The sequence below is a fragment of the Streptococcus sp. KHUD_017 genome, from assembly GCF_054861245.1.
The window spans coordinates 1,586,633-1,601,330 of record NZ_CM142175.1 but is presented as its reverse complement, the minus strand read 5'-3'; the positions used below and the strand labels follow the sequence as shown (position 1 = coordinate 1,601,330).

Genomic DNA, 14,698 nt, shown 5'->3' with positions numbered 1-14,698 from the left:
TATACAATAAAAAAGATTTGACTTTTACTAGTCAAATCTTTTTTAGACTGGATAAGGAGAAAAAATAGAAATCCCAGCCCATGCTTTAAGAGTTATCCTTGTTTATTAAAGACTTCTTTCAGGATAAAAGTGTAAGGTTTTGCTATCTCTTTTATTGATTTTGTGATATAATTAACACGTAAAAAAAAAGAAGGAGTCATATCTAATGGCAAAATTGACTGTTAAAGACGTTGACTTGAAAGGGAAAAAAGTTCTCGTTCGTGTTGACTTCAACGTACCTGTAAAAGATGGCGTGATCACTAATGATAACCGTATCACTGCAGCTCTTCCAACTATCAAGTATATTCTTGAACAGGGTGGACGTGCAATCCTCTTCTCTCACCTTGGACGTGTTAAAGAAGAAGCAGACAAAGAAGGTAAATCACTTGCTCCTGTAGCTACTGACTTGGCTGCTAAATTAGGTCAAGAAGTTAAATTTATCCCAGGTGTTACTCGTGGTGCTGAATTGGAAGCAGCGATTAACGCTCTTGAAGATGGACAAGTTCTCTTGGTTGAAAACACTCGTTACGAAGATGTTGACGGCAAGAAAGAATCTAAAAACGATCCTGAACTTGGTAAATACTGGGCATCACTTGGAGATGGTATCTTTGTAAACGATGCCTTCGGTACAGCTCACCGTGCACACGCATCTAACGTTGGTATCTCTGCAAACGTTGATAAAGCCGTTGCTGGATTCCTTCTTGAAAACGAAATTGCTTACATCAAAGAAGCAGTTGAAGCTCCAGAACGTCCATTCGTAGCTATCCTTGGTGGTTCAAAAGTATCTGACAAGATCGGTGTTATCGAAAACTTGCTTGAAAAAGCTGATAAAGTTCTTATCGGTGGTGGGATGACTTATACATTCTACAAAGCTCAAGGTATCGAAATCGGTAACTCACTTGTAGAAGAAGACAAATTGGATGTTGCTAAATCTCTTCTTGAAAAATCAAACGGCAAATTGATCTTGCCAGTTGACTCAAAAGAAGCAAATGCATTTGCTGACTACACTGAAGTGAAAGACACTGAAGGTGAAGCAGTAGACCCAGGATTCCTTGGTCTTGATATCGGTCCTAAATCAATCGCTAAATTCGACCAAGAATTGACTGGTGCGAAAACAGTTGTATGGAACGGACCAATGGGTGTATTTGAAAACCCTGACTTCCAAGCTGGTACAATCGGTGTGATGGACGCTATCGTGAAACAACCAGGCGTTAAATCAATCATCGGTGGTGGTGACTCAGCTGCTGCAGCGATCAACCTTGGACGTGCAGACAAATTCTCATGGATCTCTACTGGTGGTGGAGCTTCAATGGAACTCCTTGAAGGTAAAGAACTTCCAGGACTTGCTGCTTTGACTGAAAAATAAGAATATAAAAAAGAGGCTGGGACAAAAGTTCTAGCCTCTCAATTGTCTTTGGGTTGTCGAGCAGGACGCAGTAGTTGAGTGGCCTCTACTACGCTGATTTCATCAGCTTTTACAACCCTACTCAACTGTGCGGAGGTGGAACGACGAAATCGAATTCTAACGAATTACCGATTTCTGTCCCACTCTCTTTTTTTGCGCTCTTTTAAAGTTTGGGAGTACTGAGGGATAATTGGACAGAATCCAAAAAAAACAGTAAAATAGAGGAATACCAATCTAAATGAAATTTGAGTGATAATCGTGGAAAAAAGAGACAATCAGACAAAAACAGCTATTTGCGGTATTATCAATGCCACCCCAGATTCTTTCTCTGATGGGGGCCAATTTTTTGCTGTAGAAAAAGCTTTAAAACAAGCTCGAAAATTGATTGCTGAAGGTGCCACTATTTTAGATATCGGTGGAGAATCTACTCGACCTGGAAGTAGCTATGTTGAGATTGAAGAGGAAATCCAACGTGTGGTTCCAGTCATTCAGGCTATCCGTCAAGAAAGTGATGTTCTGATTTCGGTAGACACTTGGAAAAGTCAAGTTGCAGAAGCAGCTCTAAAGTCTGGGGCCCATATAGTCAATGACATTACAGGTCTTATGGGGGATGAGAAGATGGCGGAAGTGGTTGCCAAAGCTGGAGCTCAGGTAGTCATCATGTTTAATCCAGTAATGGCACGCCCTCAGCACCCTAGTTCACTTATCTTCCCTCATTTTGGCTTTGGAGAGCCTTTTACAAAGGAAGACTTAGAAGAGTTTGAACAACTATCAGTAGAAGAATTGATGACAGTTTTCTTTGATCGTGCACTGGCAAGAGCGGAAAAAGCAGGAATTTCGAAAGCCAAGATTATGTTGGATCCGGGAATCGGCTTTGGCTTGACCAAGAAGGAAAATCTCATTCTCCTACGTGACCTTGATAAATTACACGAGATGAGCTATCCTATTTTTTTAGGAGTCTCTCGCAAGCGCTTTGTCATCAATATTCTAGAAGAAAATGGATTTGAAGTAAACCCGGAAACTGAAGAAGGCTTCCGCAATCGTGATACTGCTTCGGCTCATGTGACCAGTATCGCCACTAGACAAGGTGTGGAAGTGGTGCGCGTGCACGATGTAGCTAGCCACAAGATGGCGGTCGAAATTGCGTCTGCTATCCGTCTGGCAGATGATGCGGAAAATTTAGATTTGAAACAATATAAGTAAGATGAATAAGAACGAAACGAATCAGTGGATAGCCCACTATCGGACAGACCAACCTCATTTTGGTTTGGAAAGAATGGTAGAGCTTTTAGCTTTACGTGGCAATCCCCATCTAAAACTCAAGGTTATCCATATCGGTGGAACCAATGGTAAGGGATCTACTATAGCCTTTTTGAAGAATATGTTGGTAAAGATGGGGCTAAGAGTTGGAGTCTTTAGCTCACCCTATCTGATTCATTATACCGATCAGATTGTCATTAATGAGGAATCTATCCCAGAAGCAAGATTAGAGACCTTGATGGTAGACTATCGCTCACTACTTGAGGGGGAGCATGTTCATGATTTGCAGGGGACAACAGAGTTTGAGATTATCACTGCTATAGCCTATGACTATTTTGCTTCTGAGCAAGTCGATGTGGCCATTATGGAAGTAGGTATGGGTGGACTTTTGGATAGTACCAATGTTTGTCAGCCTATCTTAACAGGTATTACGACCATTGGGTTGGACCATGTAGCTCTACTAGGGGATAGCTTGGAAGCTATCGCGGAGCAGAAAGCTGGAATTATCAAACAAGGAGTTCCCTTGGTAACAGGGAATATTGTCCCAGAAGCCCTAGCAGTTATCAACCAAATCGCGAAAGCGAAAGAGGCTTCTAGGCTTGTTTATGGAAGAGATTATCAAGTCAGTCATCAAGAGAGTGTGGGGACGGGAGAAGTCTTTGAATATTCAAGCCCACTTAGACAAGGTCGCTTTCAGACAGGATTGCTGGGTTTGCACCAGGTAGAAAATGCTGGGATGGCTCTAACTTTGTTGGATGCCTATTGTCAGGAGACTGGTCGAGAATTAGCCAGTAATAACATAGTGGCTCAAGCCTTAGAAGAAACAAGATGGCCTGGACGCTTTGAAGTTGTTTCTAGAAGTCCTTTGATGATTTTAGATGGGGCACACAACCCCCATGCAATCAAAGCTTTATTAGCTACCCTAGAAGAACGATTTACTGACTATCACAAGGAAATCCTCTTTACTTGTATTAAAACCAAGGCTTTAGAGGATATGTTAGATTTATTAGAGGCCTTACCAGATACTAATCTTACACTAACACATTTTGATGATGGTCGAGCGACAGACGAAGAGGTGCTAAAACAGGTAGCTCATTCTAGAAATCTAAATTACCAAAGTTGGCAGGCATTTCTAGACCAAAGTATGATAGATATTGAAGAGAAAAAAACAGTTAGGATAGTAACGGGCTCCTTGTATTTCTTGAGCCAGGTGCGAGCCTATCTAATGGAGAGGAAAAACTAGAGAATGGATACACAAAAGATTGAGACGGCTGTCAAAATGATTATCGAGGCAGTCGGTGAAGATATCAACCGCGAGGGATTGCAGGAGACACCAGCTCGTGTAGCCCGCATGTATCAAGAGATTTTTTCAGGACTTGGTCAAACTGCAGAGGAGCACTTGTCAAAATCCTTTGAAATTATCGATAACAATATGGTAGTGGAAAAGGATATTTTTTTCCATACCATGTGTGAACACCACTTCTTGCCATTTTATGGGAAAGCTCATATCGCCTACATTCCAGATGGACGCGTGGCAGGTTTGTCGAAGCTTGCGCGTACAGTTGAAGTTTATGCTAAAAAGCCACAAATTCAAGAACGCTTGAATATCGAAGTAGCTGATGCTTTGATGGACTATCTTGGTGCCAAAGGTGCTTTCGTTGTTATTGAAGCAGAACATATGTGTATGAGTATGCGAGGTGTTCGAAAACCAGGAACTGCAACTTTGACCACAGTAGCTCGCGGTGTATTTGAGACGGATAAGGATCTTCGAGACCAAGCATATCGTCTGATGGGACTATAAAACATTCGCTTCAAGCGGATGTTTCTAGAAAGGACTAGTTATGGATCAACTGCAGATTAAAAATCTAGAAATTTTTGCCTTCCACGGACTCTTTCCTAGTGAGAAAGAACTGGGGCAAAAGTTTGTCATTTCAGCTAGCTTATCCTATGATATGACCAAGGCTGCGACAGAATTGGACTTAGAGTCTTCTATCCATTACGGAGAGCTATGTCAACAATGGACGACGTGGTTTCAGGAAAACACTGAGGACTTGATTGAAACAGTAGCCTACAAACTTGTCGAGCGTACATTTGAGACTTACCCTATCGTTCAAGAGATTGAGCTAGAACTTAAAAAACCTTGGGCGCCAGTTCATCTACCCTTGGAGACCTGTTCAGTAACCATCCATCGCCGTAAGCAGCGAGCCTTTATTGCCTTGGGAAGTAATATGGGAGATAAAAAGGCTAATCTCAAACACGCGATTGCTAACATGAGTGCTCGCGGGATTCGTATTCTCAAAGAGTCCAGTGTGATTACAACTGATCCGTGGGGTGGTGTAGAGCAAGATAGTTTTGCCAATCAGGTCATTGAAGTGGAAACCTGGTTGCCGGCTCCAATCTTGCTAGAAACCTTGTTGGCCATTGAGTCAGAGATGGGACGAGTCAGGGAAGTGCATTGGGGACCTCGTTTGATTGATTTAGATTTGCTCTTTGTCGAGGACCAAGTCATCTACACAGATGAGCTTATCTTGCCACATCCTTATATCGCTGAGCGTTTATTTGTCCTAGAGTCACTTCAAGAGATAGCCCCACATTTTATCCATCCAGTCTTGGGACAACCAATTCGTCACTTGTTTAACCAGTTGGAGCAAGGAAATGCCTAAACTATCCGAGACCTATAGCAAGTGGAAGAGTATTGGGGAGGGACTGCTTGCTATTACTTTAGGGATTCTCTTGATTCGTTTTGGACAAGTTGTTCCACGGATAGGGTACCAGTTGCTGATCGGCTACTTTTCCTTGTCAGCGGTTTGGCAATTATTGACTCGCTGGTTTCAGGATAAAAAACGTAGAGAAAATATCCTTGTAACCTTGGCTAAGCTGGTGGTTGCGGCTCTCGTGTTTGACTCCATCATCTTGCAAGACATCGCCCTTTATCTCCTAGTTTTTGTCATTGCGAGCTATCAGTTGTTTACGGGTGGCATTAGTCTTGTTACCTGGTTTCTCTATCGAAAAAATGCCATTCACCCTCGACTCCATCATTTCTTCGATGCTGTATGGATGATAGGATTTGGTCTTTATAGCATTTCTCCTTTTCACGATGCGGCGAATTTTGAATTGCTCTTGCTTGGATGTTACTTGCTCATGCTAGGAGCAAGCAGTCTTCGGGATGGTTTCTTTTTTGAGAGGATTGAAAACAATCCCAAGCTGAAGCGTCGAATGCGAATGACTTTGCCAATCTTTGTGACAACTCTAATCCCTATCAGCACCTTGCGTAAACTGAATAAGTGGCTGTCAAATCATGAAGGCCAAGAAGGAGAAGTGCATTCAGAAAGAAAAAACGACCAGACGGTTGATCTGGAGATTTTTGTCCATACTTCAGAAACCTCATTTTTCCTCGCAATGGGACATGTGGATATTTGTTATCAAGGGAAGGTTATTTCCTATGGTTCGTATGATCCCCAATCGGAGCGTCTATTTGGCATGGTCGGAGATGGTGTCTTGTTTAAGGCCAATCGAGAAAAATATATTGAACTTTGTAAGAGGGAAAGTCAAAAGACCTTGTTTGCTTATGGTCTGAGTTTGACAGACCAACAGAAAGCTGCTATCCAGGATCGTTTAGCAGAGATAGAAGGCCTGTTAATTCCTTGGGAGCCAAGCTCGCAGTTGATGAAAAGAAGAGAGGGCGAGGTCAAGCATACCTACTCCTACCAGCTGAAACAGGAAGCAGATGCGACGCTTTATAAATTCAGCTCATCTGAATTCAAGACCTACTTTGTTCTCAGTACCAATTGTGTTTTACTGGCAGACTCTATCGTGGGAAAAGCTGGGACTGATATATTGAGTCCCCAAGGTTTCATTGTGCCAGGGACTTACCAGGATTACCTTGACTTAGAGTATACAAAACCCAATGGTCTGGTTGTTAGTCGCTCCATTTATTAGAAAAAGAAAACTCTAGTCAGGAGACTAGAGTTTTTAAAATAGGTCATTTTCTTCAGGGAGAAGGATCGTTTCCTTGCCGTCCATATCCATGACAAGTACTTTTGGTGGATATAATGGATCAAAGGGGTGACTAAAATCGAAGTCAATCGTTGTAGGTAGATGTTGACTTGAAAAACGGAAGGTGATGGAGCCGTCATGGTTTAAGAGCTGAAATTCCAACTCATCTTCTAATTCAAAAACATGCTTTAAAAAATGATCGATAATGTACCAGATTGAGTCAATCACATCGTCTGGAAGATTTGTTACCACACCAAAGCTGGCACAACGTCTATGTGAATCCGTAAAAGCCATCCATGCCTCCTACTTAATTTTTTATTATCATACTGCAAACTGGCCTAAAAATCAAGAAAAGTAAACTAATTTACAAAAATATGATTATATGTGAAATTTTTTCAAAGAAAGTCTAATTAGTCCTTGAAAATGCTTACAATTAGTGGTAAACTAGTAGTGGTGTAAACATGAAAACAAAATTTTCAACATTAGAAAGGAAACGGTATGAACACAGATGATACAGTAACAATTTATGACGTTGCCCGAGAAGCAGGAGTTTCAATGGCAACTGTCAGTCGTGTAGTCAATGGCAACAAGAATGTCAAAGAAAACACTCGTAAGAAAGTTCTAGAGGTGATTGATCGCCTAGACTATCGCCCAAATGCAGTAGCTCGTGGCTTGGCAAGCAAACGAACAACAACTGTTGGGGTTGTCATCCCAGATATCACTAACACGTATTTTGCTGCGCTAGCAAAAGGGATTGATGATATTGCAGAGATGTACAAGTATAACATCGTCCTTGCGAATAGTGATGAGGACGATGAAAAAGAAGTGGCAGTAGTGAATACACTCTTTTCAAAACAAGTTGATGGTATTATCTTTATGGGCTATCACTTAACAGAGAAAATTCGCTCAGAGTTTTCACGTTCACGTACCCCTGTAGTTCTTGCAGGAACAGTGGATGTAGAACACCAGCTTCCAAGTGTTAATATTGATTATAAGAATGCTACTGCGGATGCTGTTCGCCATTTGTTGAAGCGTAACAAAAAAATTGCCTTTGTGAGTGGCCCGTTGGTAGATGATATTAACGGTAAAATTCGCTTGGTTGGCTACAAAGAAGCTTTGAAAGCAGCAGGAGTCAACTATAGTGAAGGACTTGTATTTGAATCTAAATATCGCTATGATGATGGTTATGCTCTGGCAGAGCGCTTAGTTTCTTCAAAAGCAACTGCAGCGATTGTGACTGGTGATGAATTGGCAGCTGGTCTCTTGAACGGCTTGGCTGATCATGGAGTTTCAGTACCAGAAGACTTTGAAATCATTACGAGTGATGATTCTCAAATCGCTCGCTTTACTCGACCAAGCCTTACAACTATCGCACAACCCTTGTATGATTTAGGTGCGATTAGTATGCGTATGTTAACTAAAATTATGCATAAAGAGGAATTAGAAGAACGTGAAGTCCTCCTACCTCATGGTTTGACAGAGCGCAAATCAACCCGAAAAGACTAAAAAAATCCTAGGAAGTCAGATGATTTCCTAGGATTTTTTTATCCTTCCATATAAGCTTGGAGCTCATCGCCCTTAAGTCCAGCATTGATTGCAATAAGAAGCTTCAGTCGTGCTTTTTGAGCGTTTAGTTCTTTTACAAAATATACACCATCATTCTGAAGACAAACACCACCGCCTTCGTAGGCGTAAACAGGTTCTGCAATTCCATTGAAACAACGTGAGACTAGTGCAATAGGAAGTCCTGCTTGACTGAGAGATTTTAATTTTTCAGCTGTTTCCTTTGGTACATTTCCAGCACCAAAAGCCTGAATAATCAATCCATCTAGTTGGTCAACAGGAAGTAAATCGAGAAGTTCATCGGTCATGCCCGCATAAACAGGGATAATAGGGACCAACCCTTGAATGCTCTCAAGGTTAAAACGAACACGAGGTTCTGCCGTTTTGAAGTAGAGAATTTCCTGCTTCATAATGAGTCCGAGTGGTCCATGAGTTGGTGTTTGAAAGGTACTAACGTTAGTAGTATGCGTTTTTGTGACATATTTGGCGGCGTGAATTTCATCGTTCATAACGACCAACACACCCTTATCTGCAGCCTTATCATCACTCGCAACGCGTAAGGCGCTAAGATAGTTGTAGACACCATCACTTCCCAGTTCATTGGAACTTCTCATAGCACCTGTCAGGACGATAGGCATATGAGGTACCTCCATGGTGTCGAGGAAATAAGCTGTTTCTTCTAGTGTATCTGTCCCATGTGTAATGACAACACCATCATAGGCCGATGCCTCTTGTTTAATCTTTTGGTAGAGGGCTAACATATGCTTAGGCTTGATGTATGGGCTGGGCAAATTTAAAAAATCCAAGGAATGGACTTCGATACCTTCGAGAGGATTAGAGATATGATTCATAGGGTTATCAGCACTAGTCCTTACAGCTCCAGATTCATCTGCCTGCATGGAGATAGTGCCACCGGTATGTAAAACAAGGATTTTCTTAGTCATGATTCACTCACTTTTTCTGAAATGTGGTATAATCATTGTATCATAAAAGAAAGGAATGAGATAGAATGGAAGTCAAAGCTGTGTTTTTTGATATTGATGGAACGCTTGTAAATGACAGTAAGAGTGTTTTGAAGTCCACAAAGGAAGCTATCAAGATTGTGAAAGAACAAGGGGTGCTTGTTGGTGTAGCAACAGGGCGAGGACCTTTTTTTGTTAAGGATTTGATGGATGATTTGGATCTGGATTTTGCAGTGACCTACAATGGCCAATATATCTTTAACAAAGATCGTGTTCTTTTTGCTAGCCCTATTGATAAGAGAAGCCTCAGACAAATCATCTCTTATGCTAAGAAAAATAGAAAAGAGATTGCCATGGGAACGCGACAAGACGTTGTCGGTTCTCGGATTATGTCCTTTGGACTCAGCCCTCTTTCACAGCTAGTTAGTCGATTTGTACCTAAATTTTTGACTCGTACTGTTAGTCATTCCTTTAATCGTATGGTCAGTAAGGCCCTTCCTCAGAAGGAAGATGATTTGTTGGACTTAATCAATCAACCGATCTATCAGGTGCTTATGTTGATGACGCCTGAGGAGACTAACCATGCTGCTGAAGAATTAAACAATCTGAAGTTCACCAGAAGTAATCCATTCGCGGCCGATATTATCAATCAAGGAAATTCTAAGTTAGAGGGTATCCGTCGTGTCGGAAAAGAGTATGGTTTTGAACTCAATCAAGTCATGGCCTTTGGGGACTCGGATAATGACTTGGAAATGTTGGCTGGTGTTGGGATGTCTGTTGCCATGGGAAATGGTAGTAGCAGCGTAAAAGAAGTTGCCAAGCATATTACTGCCAGCAACCAAAACGATGGGATTCACAAGGCTTTGGAATATTTTGGAGTTTTGTCTTCTGAAAAAGTCTTTGTCAGTCGTGACTATCATTTTAATAAGGTTAAGACCTTCCATCGTATGATGGATGAGCGAACTCAAGAAGAACCTATAGCTTGGGATTTAGAAGGGGCGACCCACCGTGCTGGCTTTAAGATTGAAGAGTTAGTTGAATTTGTCCGTGCTGCAAGCAATTCTGAAGAGGAATTCCAACAAGCTGTGCAGGATTTACACCAAGCACTTGATATAGCTGCCGAAAAAGTATCTCAGTCAACACCAGCTGAGAAAACCCTCGTTGGTCAAGTGGATGCTTTGATTGACACACTCTACTTTACTTATGGAAGTTTCGTTTTAATGGGGGTAGACCCAGAGAGAATTTTTGAGATTGTCCATCAAGCAAACATGGGTAAAATCTTCCCAGATGGTAAGGCTCATTTTGATCCAGTAACCCACAAAATCTTGAAACCAGATAACTGGAAAGAAAAGTACGCTCCAGAGCCTGCAATCAAAAAGGAAATAGAGCGCCAAATCAAGGCTTATGAACGTCATAAGGAAAGAGAAAATAGAATGAGTTAGAAGCTCCAAGATGAAAAATTAAAATACCTATTGGATTTATTCAATAGGTATTTTTGTTCATATTAGATTTTGGAGCTAGTTTACACGACTTTTTTCTTTAGATGTTACATCTTTTACAGCTTCGACACCTTCACTTGCTTTTTCTTTAGCAGTTGATACACCACTACTGAAACCAGTTTTAACTTTTTCAAATTGTTCGGATGCAAATTCACCTGTTGACTCTGCTACGTCAGTTACTCTATCTTGAAGACTCACTGAATCTGCTTCAAATTGTTCTTTTGTTTTGATATCAACAACGTTCACATTTACTTCAACAACTTCAAGATTTGTCATTTGTGAAACCTCAGAAGTGACAACTTTTTTAATTTTGTTGTATAGTTCAGGAACGTTAATTTTGTATTCTACAACAACATTCAAATCGACAGCAACTTGTGTCTTACCAACTTCAACATTAACTCCACGAGTAACATTATCTGTGTTAATAATTTTTTCAGTTAAATTAGAGAAAAATCCTCCATCAACGTCCAAAAGACCAGGTACTTTTTCTAGTGCTAGACCAATAATTTTTTGGATAACCTTATTTTCATAAGTAAGGCTTCCTTTTACTTCATGAGTAGTAGCAGTAGATTCATTTTTTTCTGTAGAAACGTTTTTTTCCAAGTTTGACATATGCAACTCCTTATTATTTATTTATATAGTTTTTTTGGATATATAATCCAATTACAATTCCTAAAGCTCCGAAAATCAAAACAAATAGTGTTTTGAAGAAACCAAAGGAAATAATTAAACAAGCTAGAATAATACCTATTAAGCCTGATAAAATTGGATACTGATACTTTTTAAGTAATTCCATCTTTTCACTTCCTTAATCTACACGACTTGTAGTTTTCTTGTGTTGAGTTGGAGGTTGATAGTTTTTAACCAAAACTTCAAGTTTTACCTCACGTTCAAGACCAAAAAACTGCCTTAATCCTTGAGTTATTTCATTTTGAATTGACTGGCACTTAGTAGAGATGTTGTCTGAAGTAATTATTCTACCTTCCACGTAAACAAAACATTTATTTCTTCTGATATTTACACGGATAGTTGGATTTTTAATCAACTCATATTCATCAACAACACATCTAACGAACCCTTCAATAGCTGAATTTTTTAGTTTAAGCTTATCATCTTTAGTACCTAATTGAATATCCAGATATTGCTTAGGATAAAATAGTATAACTAGGATTGATGATAAAACTAATACTGATAGGATTAATGTCCCCCAAAAGATGTATTTAGAAATGAATGCAGCAAAACTCCATTCTCTCCAGCTAAACAATTGAATGCCTAGGTCACTTGCTTGTTGGTAATCAACCAAGATGGGGAGAAAGACTGTCAAGATAAGAATACAGAAAATAAGTAAAAGTATTTTCTTTGTTTTTGACATATACAATCCTTTCGAATTAATCTCATAGATTATTGTAACAGTTTAGGGAGGTGTACAACAATCTATCATCTTCAAGATAGAAGAATACGGAATTAGTAACTTTGAAAAGTGCTACTATGATAGATGAGGTTAGCTAATTTAGTTAACGAAGGGCTCATATTCCCGAGGGATTGTTAATAGAGAACTAGGAAAATGGAGTAAGTAGTTTCAAAACAAAATGTATGATACCCTTAGACGTAAAAATGCCAAGTTGTCTATAACAAGTGGCAAAACAATGGGTCTCCTTTTCTAAACTGTGATTACATTCTCAGTTGTTTTTAGTATAGCATTTTTTGAAAGCGCCGTCAATTTTGAACATCCTCTCCTTTACTTTACAGATTAGTTTAGGATTTTTTGACGAATATAGTCCTCGCTATATAAAAGGCTATCACTAATAAAAAGCGAGGCCGGGATTTTCCCGACCTCTTTTGTTCTCATTATAAAGTTTTATCCTTGTCTCGAACAACGAGAAGGTCAACACTTGTATGGCGTAGGATATATTCTGATGAAGATCCGACAAGCAAACGTTCGAAGGCGTTAAGCCCAGTTGCTCCAACCAAAATCAAATCAACGTGTTCTTGATCAGGGATTGTTTTAGCCAAAAGAGTTTTAGGATTTCCCATTTCGATGACAACTTGAATATCTTTAAGACCAGCGTCTCTTGCACGCTTTTCATATTCTGCCATCAACTCTTGTGCCTCGACTTGTAACTCTTCGTAAACTTCTGCATCGAATGTTGAAATGCTTTGAAGAGCACGAGTATCGATTACATGCGCAATGGTTAATTTAGCCTGGTTACGTAATGCTGACTGAACTCCTTTGATAAAAGCCAAATCAGCTTCTTTAGAACCGTCGACTGCTACCATGATGTTTTCGTAACGTTGTGTCATATCAAAAACCTCCTCATTTCTTATCACCTTCATTGTAATCCTTTTCACTAAAAAAGTAAAGTAAAACATGATAGCAAAAAAGAGACTTTTTGACTTTAGTTTTGAGAGTGCTATAATTAAAGGAGAGAAGGCAAGAGGGGATTATATGACAAAAATTGCGGTACTTTCAGATATCCATGGAAATACAAGAGCACTGGAAGCTGTTTTAGCAGATGCAGAGAAGGCAGGCGCTGAGGAATATTGGCTCTTGGGAGATATTCTCATGCCTGGGACAGGACGAAAAAATATTCTCAGACGATTAGAGGACTTGCCGATTACGATTCGAGTTCTGGGGAATTGGGAAGAGAGTTTATGGCGGGCTGCTCATCGAAAATTAGATACAAGTAGACCTAGCCATCGCTACCTCTTGCGCCAATGCCAGTATATTATGGAAGAAATTAGTCTAGATGATATTGAAGCTCTACAGGCATTTCCCATGCACACACACCGCCAGTTTGGAAATCTGAAGGTAGGGATAAGCCATCATTTGCCGGATAAAAATTGGGGAAGAGAACTGATCCATCTTGGCAAGCAGGAGGATTTTGACCGTTTGGTAACCAATCCTGACTGTGATATTGCAATCTATGGACACATTCATCAGCAGTTTCTTCGCTATGGAAGTGGTGGGCAACTTATTTTAAATCCAGGTTCGATTGGGCAACCATTCTTTTTATCTGCAAATCTACGTGAGGATTTGCGAGCCCAATATATGATTTTGGAATTTGATAACAAAGGTTTGAAGGATATAGATTTTCGTCGCGTTGATTACGATGTTGAGTCAGAATTACAATTGGCTAGAGATTTGAAATTGCCCTACTATGAGGTGTACTATGAAAGCTTAGTCAATGGAATTCACCATACCCATAATCAGGACTTGTTGCATGAAATCGCCCAGAGTCAAGGACATGATGTTGAATTGGACGACTGGCTTAGTCGTAACTCTTGACATTACAACTCTAGGAGATATAATAAATATAAGAGAAGAATGAGCTTTGTTGATAATAAAGGAGGACTGCATGCAAATTTCAAGCCGATTTACCATTGCGACACATATGTTGGTAATCATTGTCCTAAAAGGGAAGGAAAGCAAGGTGACTAGTGATTTTCTAGCTAGTAGTGTTGGAGTCAATCCTGTTATTATCCGAAAAACTTTGTCTCAACTGAAAAAAGCAGACTTGATTTCCGTCGCGCGTGGGACTGGAGGGGCAGAAATTATCAAAAATCTTGAGGATATCAGTCTTTTGGATATTTATCAAGCGATGGAATGCCTTGGAAAGACTGGACAACTCTTTAGTTTCCATGATAATCCTAATCCTGACTGTCCAGTAGGAGCCAATATCCATGGTGTTTTAGATGAGAAATTACAAAAGATTCAGCTAGCCATGGAGCAGGAGCTGAGCAAAACCAGTCTTGCTCAAGTAGTGGCAGATGCAGAAGCGAGAATAAAAGAATAAATTTTAAAATAAGGTACACCTGAATTGCTAAGCTGAAAAGCTTGGTTGTTTAGGTGCTTTTTTCGTAATTAAATATGCTGGGTGTTAGTTGAAGTGGCCTGAGAATTTAGCCAGGAATGTGGTTAGATTAGCAAGAGAAAAACAAAAATCATGTTATAATAAATAAATAGAATCGTAAGA

General features: G+C 40.0%; 16 protein-coding genes. 10 read left to right on the top strand and 6 right to left on the bottom strand.

Translation table 11 applies throughout. The features are described 5' to 3' along the window. Positions 1-205: 205 nt before the first annotated feature. The 6 genes from ACVAMZ_RS07960 (at position 206) to ACVAMZ_RS07935 (ending at position 6,643) form a co-directional block, all read left to right on the top strand. A complete protein-coding gene (locus tag ACVAMZ_RS07960; protein WP_461684553.1) occupies positions 206-1,405 on the top strand; it encodes a phosphoglycerate kinase in 1,200 nt (399 codons plus the stop codon). 297 nt (positions 1,406-1,702) lie between these two features. Next, a complete protein-coding gene (gene folP / locus ACVAMZ_RS07955; protein ID WP_461684552.1) occupies positions 1,703-2,647 on the top strand; it encodes a dihydropteroate synthase in 945 nt (314 codons plus the stop codon). Position 2,648: 1 nt separating this feature from the next. After that, positions 2,649-3,947: a bifunctional folylpolyglutamate synthase/dihydrofolate synthase gene (locus ACVAMZ_RS07950; protein ID WP_461684551.1), complete on the top strand. Its 1,299-nt coding sequence runs from the start codon at positions 2,649-2,651 to the stop codon at positions 3,945-3,947. A 3-nt stretch (positions 3,948-3,950) separates the two neighbouring features. Then, entirely contained in the window at positions 3,951-4,505 is a 555-nt protein-coding gene (gene folE / locus ACVAMZ_RS07945) for a GTP cyclohydrolase I FolE (RefSeq protein WP_414278195.1), read from the top strand. A 40-nt stretch (positions 4,506-4,545) separates the two neighbouring features. Then, positions 4,546-5,367, top strand: a complete 822-nt coding sequence (gene folK / locus ACVAMZ_RS07940) for a 2-amino-4-hydroxy-6-hydroxymethyldihydropteridine diphosphokinase (RefSeq protein ID WP_461684550.1) — start codon at positions 4,546-4,548, stop codon at positions 5,365-5,367. After that, complete coding sequence (locus ACVAMZ_RS07935; protein WP_461684549.1) at positions 5,360-6,643, top strand: DUF308 domain-containing protein; 1,284 nt, start codon at positions 5,360-5,362, stop codon at positions 6,641-6,643. The genes folK and ACVAMZ_RS07935 overlap by 8 nt, the downstream gene beginning before the upstream one ends. Before the next feature lie 33 nt (positions 6,644-6,676). Here ACVAMZ_RS07935 and ACVAMZ_RS07930 read toward each other — a convergent pair whose 3' ends face one another. Further along, positions 6,677-6,994, bottom strand: coding sequence for a DUF960 domain-containing protein (locus ACVAMZ_RS07930; RefSeq protein WP_247921903.1), 318 nt, complete (start codon positions 6,992-6,994; stop codon positions 6,677-6,679). Positions 6,995-7,198: 204 nt separating this feature from the next. Here ACVAMZ_RS07930 and ccpA point away from each other — a divergent pair, with 204 nt between their 5' ends. Beyond that, positions 7,199-8,206 (top strand): catabolite control protein A, encoded by a 1,008-nt coding sequence (gene ccpA / locus ACVAMZ_RS07925; RefSeq protein WP_247921901.1) that lies wholly within the window; start codon positions 7,199-7,201, stop codon positions 8,204-8,206. A gap of 38 nt (positions 8,207-8,244) precedes the next feature. Here the strand turns inward: ccpA and ACVAMZ_RS07920 are convergent, their stop codons facing one another. Beyond that, positions 8,245-9,207, bottom strand: coding sequence for an asparaginase (locus ACVAMZ_RS07920; protein ID WP_461684548.1), 963 nt, complete (start codon positions 9,205-9,207; stop codon positions 8,245-8,247). Positions 9,208-9,272: 65 nt separating this feature from the next. On the opposite strand from ACVAMZ_RS07920, the gene ACVAMZ_RS07915 reads away from it, so the two are divergent. Next, complete coding sequence (locus tag ACVAMZ_RS07915; protein ID WP_461684547.1) at positions 9,273-10,667, top strand: Cof-type HAD-IIB family hydrolase; 1,395 nt, start codon at positions 9,273-9,275, stop codon at positions 10,665-10,667. A 75-nt stretch (positions 10,668-10,742) separates the two neighbouring features. Here ACVAMZ_RS07915 and ACVAMZ_RS07910 read toward each other — a convergent pair whose 3' ends face one another. The 4 genes from ACVAMZ_RS07910 to ACVAMZ_RS07895 form a co-directional block, all read right to left on the bottom strand. Beyond that, positions 10,743-11,336, bottom strand: a complete 594-nt coding sequence (locus ACVAMZ_RS07910) for an Asp23/Gls24 family envelope stress response protein (protein ID WP_461684546.1) — start codon at positions 11,334-11,336, stop codon at positions 10,743-10,745. 13 nt (positions 11,337-11,349) lie between these two features. Then, a complete protein-coding gene (locus ACVAMZ_RS07905) occupies positions 11,350-11,520 on the bottom strand; it encodes a DUF2273 domain-containing protein (protein ID WP_006144923.1) in 171 nt (56 codons plus the stop codon). Positions 11,521-11,532: 12 nt separating this feature from the next. Then, positions 11,533-12,096, bottom strand: coding sequence for an alkaline shock response membrane anchor protein AmaP (amaP, locus tag ACVAMZ_RS07900; RefSeq protein WP_461684545.1), 564 nt, complete (start codon positions 12,094-12,096; stop codon positions 11,533-11,535). A 476-nt stretch (positions 12,097-12,572) separates the two neighbouring features. Further along, the gene (locus tag ACVAMZ_RS07895) at positions 12,573-13,025 is read right to left on the bottom strand and encodes a universal stress protein (protein ID WP_006155803.1); all 453 of its coding nucleotides are present in this window, start codon (positions 13,023-13,025) and stop codon (positions 12,573-12,575) included. 145 nt (positions 13,026-13,170) lie between these two features. Between ACVAMZ_RS07895 and ACVAMZ_RS07890 the strand changes: the two genes are divergently transcribed. Both ACVAMZ_RS07890 and ACVAMZ_RS07885 read left to right on the top strand, forming a co-directional pair. Beyond that, positions 13,171-14,010: a metallophosphoesterase family protein gene (locus ACVAMZ_RS07890; RefSeq protein WP_461684544.1), complete on the top strand. Its 840-nt coding sequence runs from the start codon at positions 13,171-13,173 to the stop codon at positions 14,008-14,010. Between the two features lie 70 nt (positions 14,011-14,080). Then, positions 14,081-14,518 carry an Rrf2 family transcriptional regulator gene (locus ACVAMZ_RS07885; protein ID WP_461684543.1) on the top strand — a complete coding sequence of 146 codons (438 nt, stop codon included), beginning with the start codon at positions 14,081-14,083 and terminating at the stop codon, positions 14,516-14,518. The last annotated feature ends 180 nt before the right edge of the window (positions 14,519-14,698 follow it).

What these genes read in the sequence shown, in the direction of transcription:
- folK (WP_461684550.1), top strand. Translation starts at nt 4,546, where the DNA reads ATGGATCAACTGCAGATTAAAAATCTAGAAATTTTTGCCTTCCACGGA.
- ACVAMZ_RS07890 (WP_461684544.1), top strand. Translation starts at nt 13,171, where the DNA reads ATGACAAAAATTGCGGTACTTTCAGATATCCATGGAAATACAAGAGCA.
- ACVAMZ_RS07885 (WP_461684543.1), top strand. Translation starts at nt 14,081, where the DNA reads ATGCAAATTTCAAGCCGATTTACCATTGCGACACATATGTTGGTAATC.
- ACVAMZ_RS07915 (WP_461684547.1), top strand. Translation starts at nt 9,273, where the DNA reads ATGGAAGTCAAAGCTGTGTTTTTTGATATTGATGGAACGCTTGTAAAT.
- ACVAMZ_RS07895 (WP_006155803.1), bottom strand. Translation starts at nt 13,025, where the DNA reads ATGACACAACGTTACGAAAACATCATGGTAGCAGTCGACGGTTCTAAA.
- ACVAMZ_RS07935 (WP_461684549.1), top strand. Translation starts at nt 5,360, where the DNA reads ATGCCTAAACTATCCGAGACCTATAGCAAGTGGAAGAGTATTGGGGAG.
- folE (WP_414278195.1), top strand. Translation starts at nt 3,951, where the DNA reads ATGGATACACAAAAGATTGAGACGGCTGTCAAAATGATTATCGAGGCA.
- ccpA (WP_247921901.1), top strand. Translation starts at nt 7,199, where the DNA reads ATGAACACAGATGATACAGTAACAATTTATGACGTTGCCCGAGAAGCA.
- ACVAMZ_RS07920 (WP_461684548.1), bottom strand. Translation starts at nt 9,207, where the DNA reads ATGACTAAGAAAATCCTTGTTTTACATACCGGTGGCACTATCTCCATG.
- ACVAMZ_RS07930 (WP_247921903.1), bottom strand. Translation starts at nt 6,994, where the DNA reads ATGGCTTTTACGGATTCACATAGACGTTGTGCCAGCTTTGGTGTGGTA.
- ACVAMZ_RS07905 (WP_006144923.1), bottom strand. Translation starts at nt 11,520, where the DNA reads ATGGAATTACTTAAAAAGTATCAGTATCCAATTTTATCAGGCTTAATA.
- ACVAMZ_RS07910 (WP_461684546.1), bottom strand. Translation starts at nt 11,336, where the DNA reads ATGTCAAACTTGGAAAAAAACGTTTCTACAGAAAAAAATGAATCTACT.
- ACVAMZ_RS07950 (WP_461684551.1), top strand. Translation starts at nt 2,649, where the DNA reads ATGAATAAGAACGAAACGAATCAGTGGATAGCCCACTATCGGACAGAC.
- amaP (WP_461684545.1), bottom strand. Translation starts at nt 12,096, where the DNA reads ATGTCAAAAACAAAGAAAATACTTTTACTTATTTTCTGTATTCTTATC.
- ACVAMZ_RS07960 (WP_461684553.1), top strand. Translation starts at nt 206, where the DNA reads ATGGCAAAATTGACTGTTAAAGACGTTGACTTGAAAGGGAAAAAAGTT.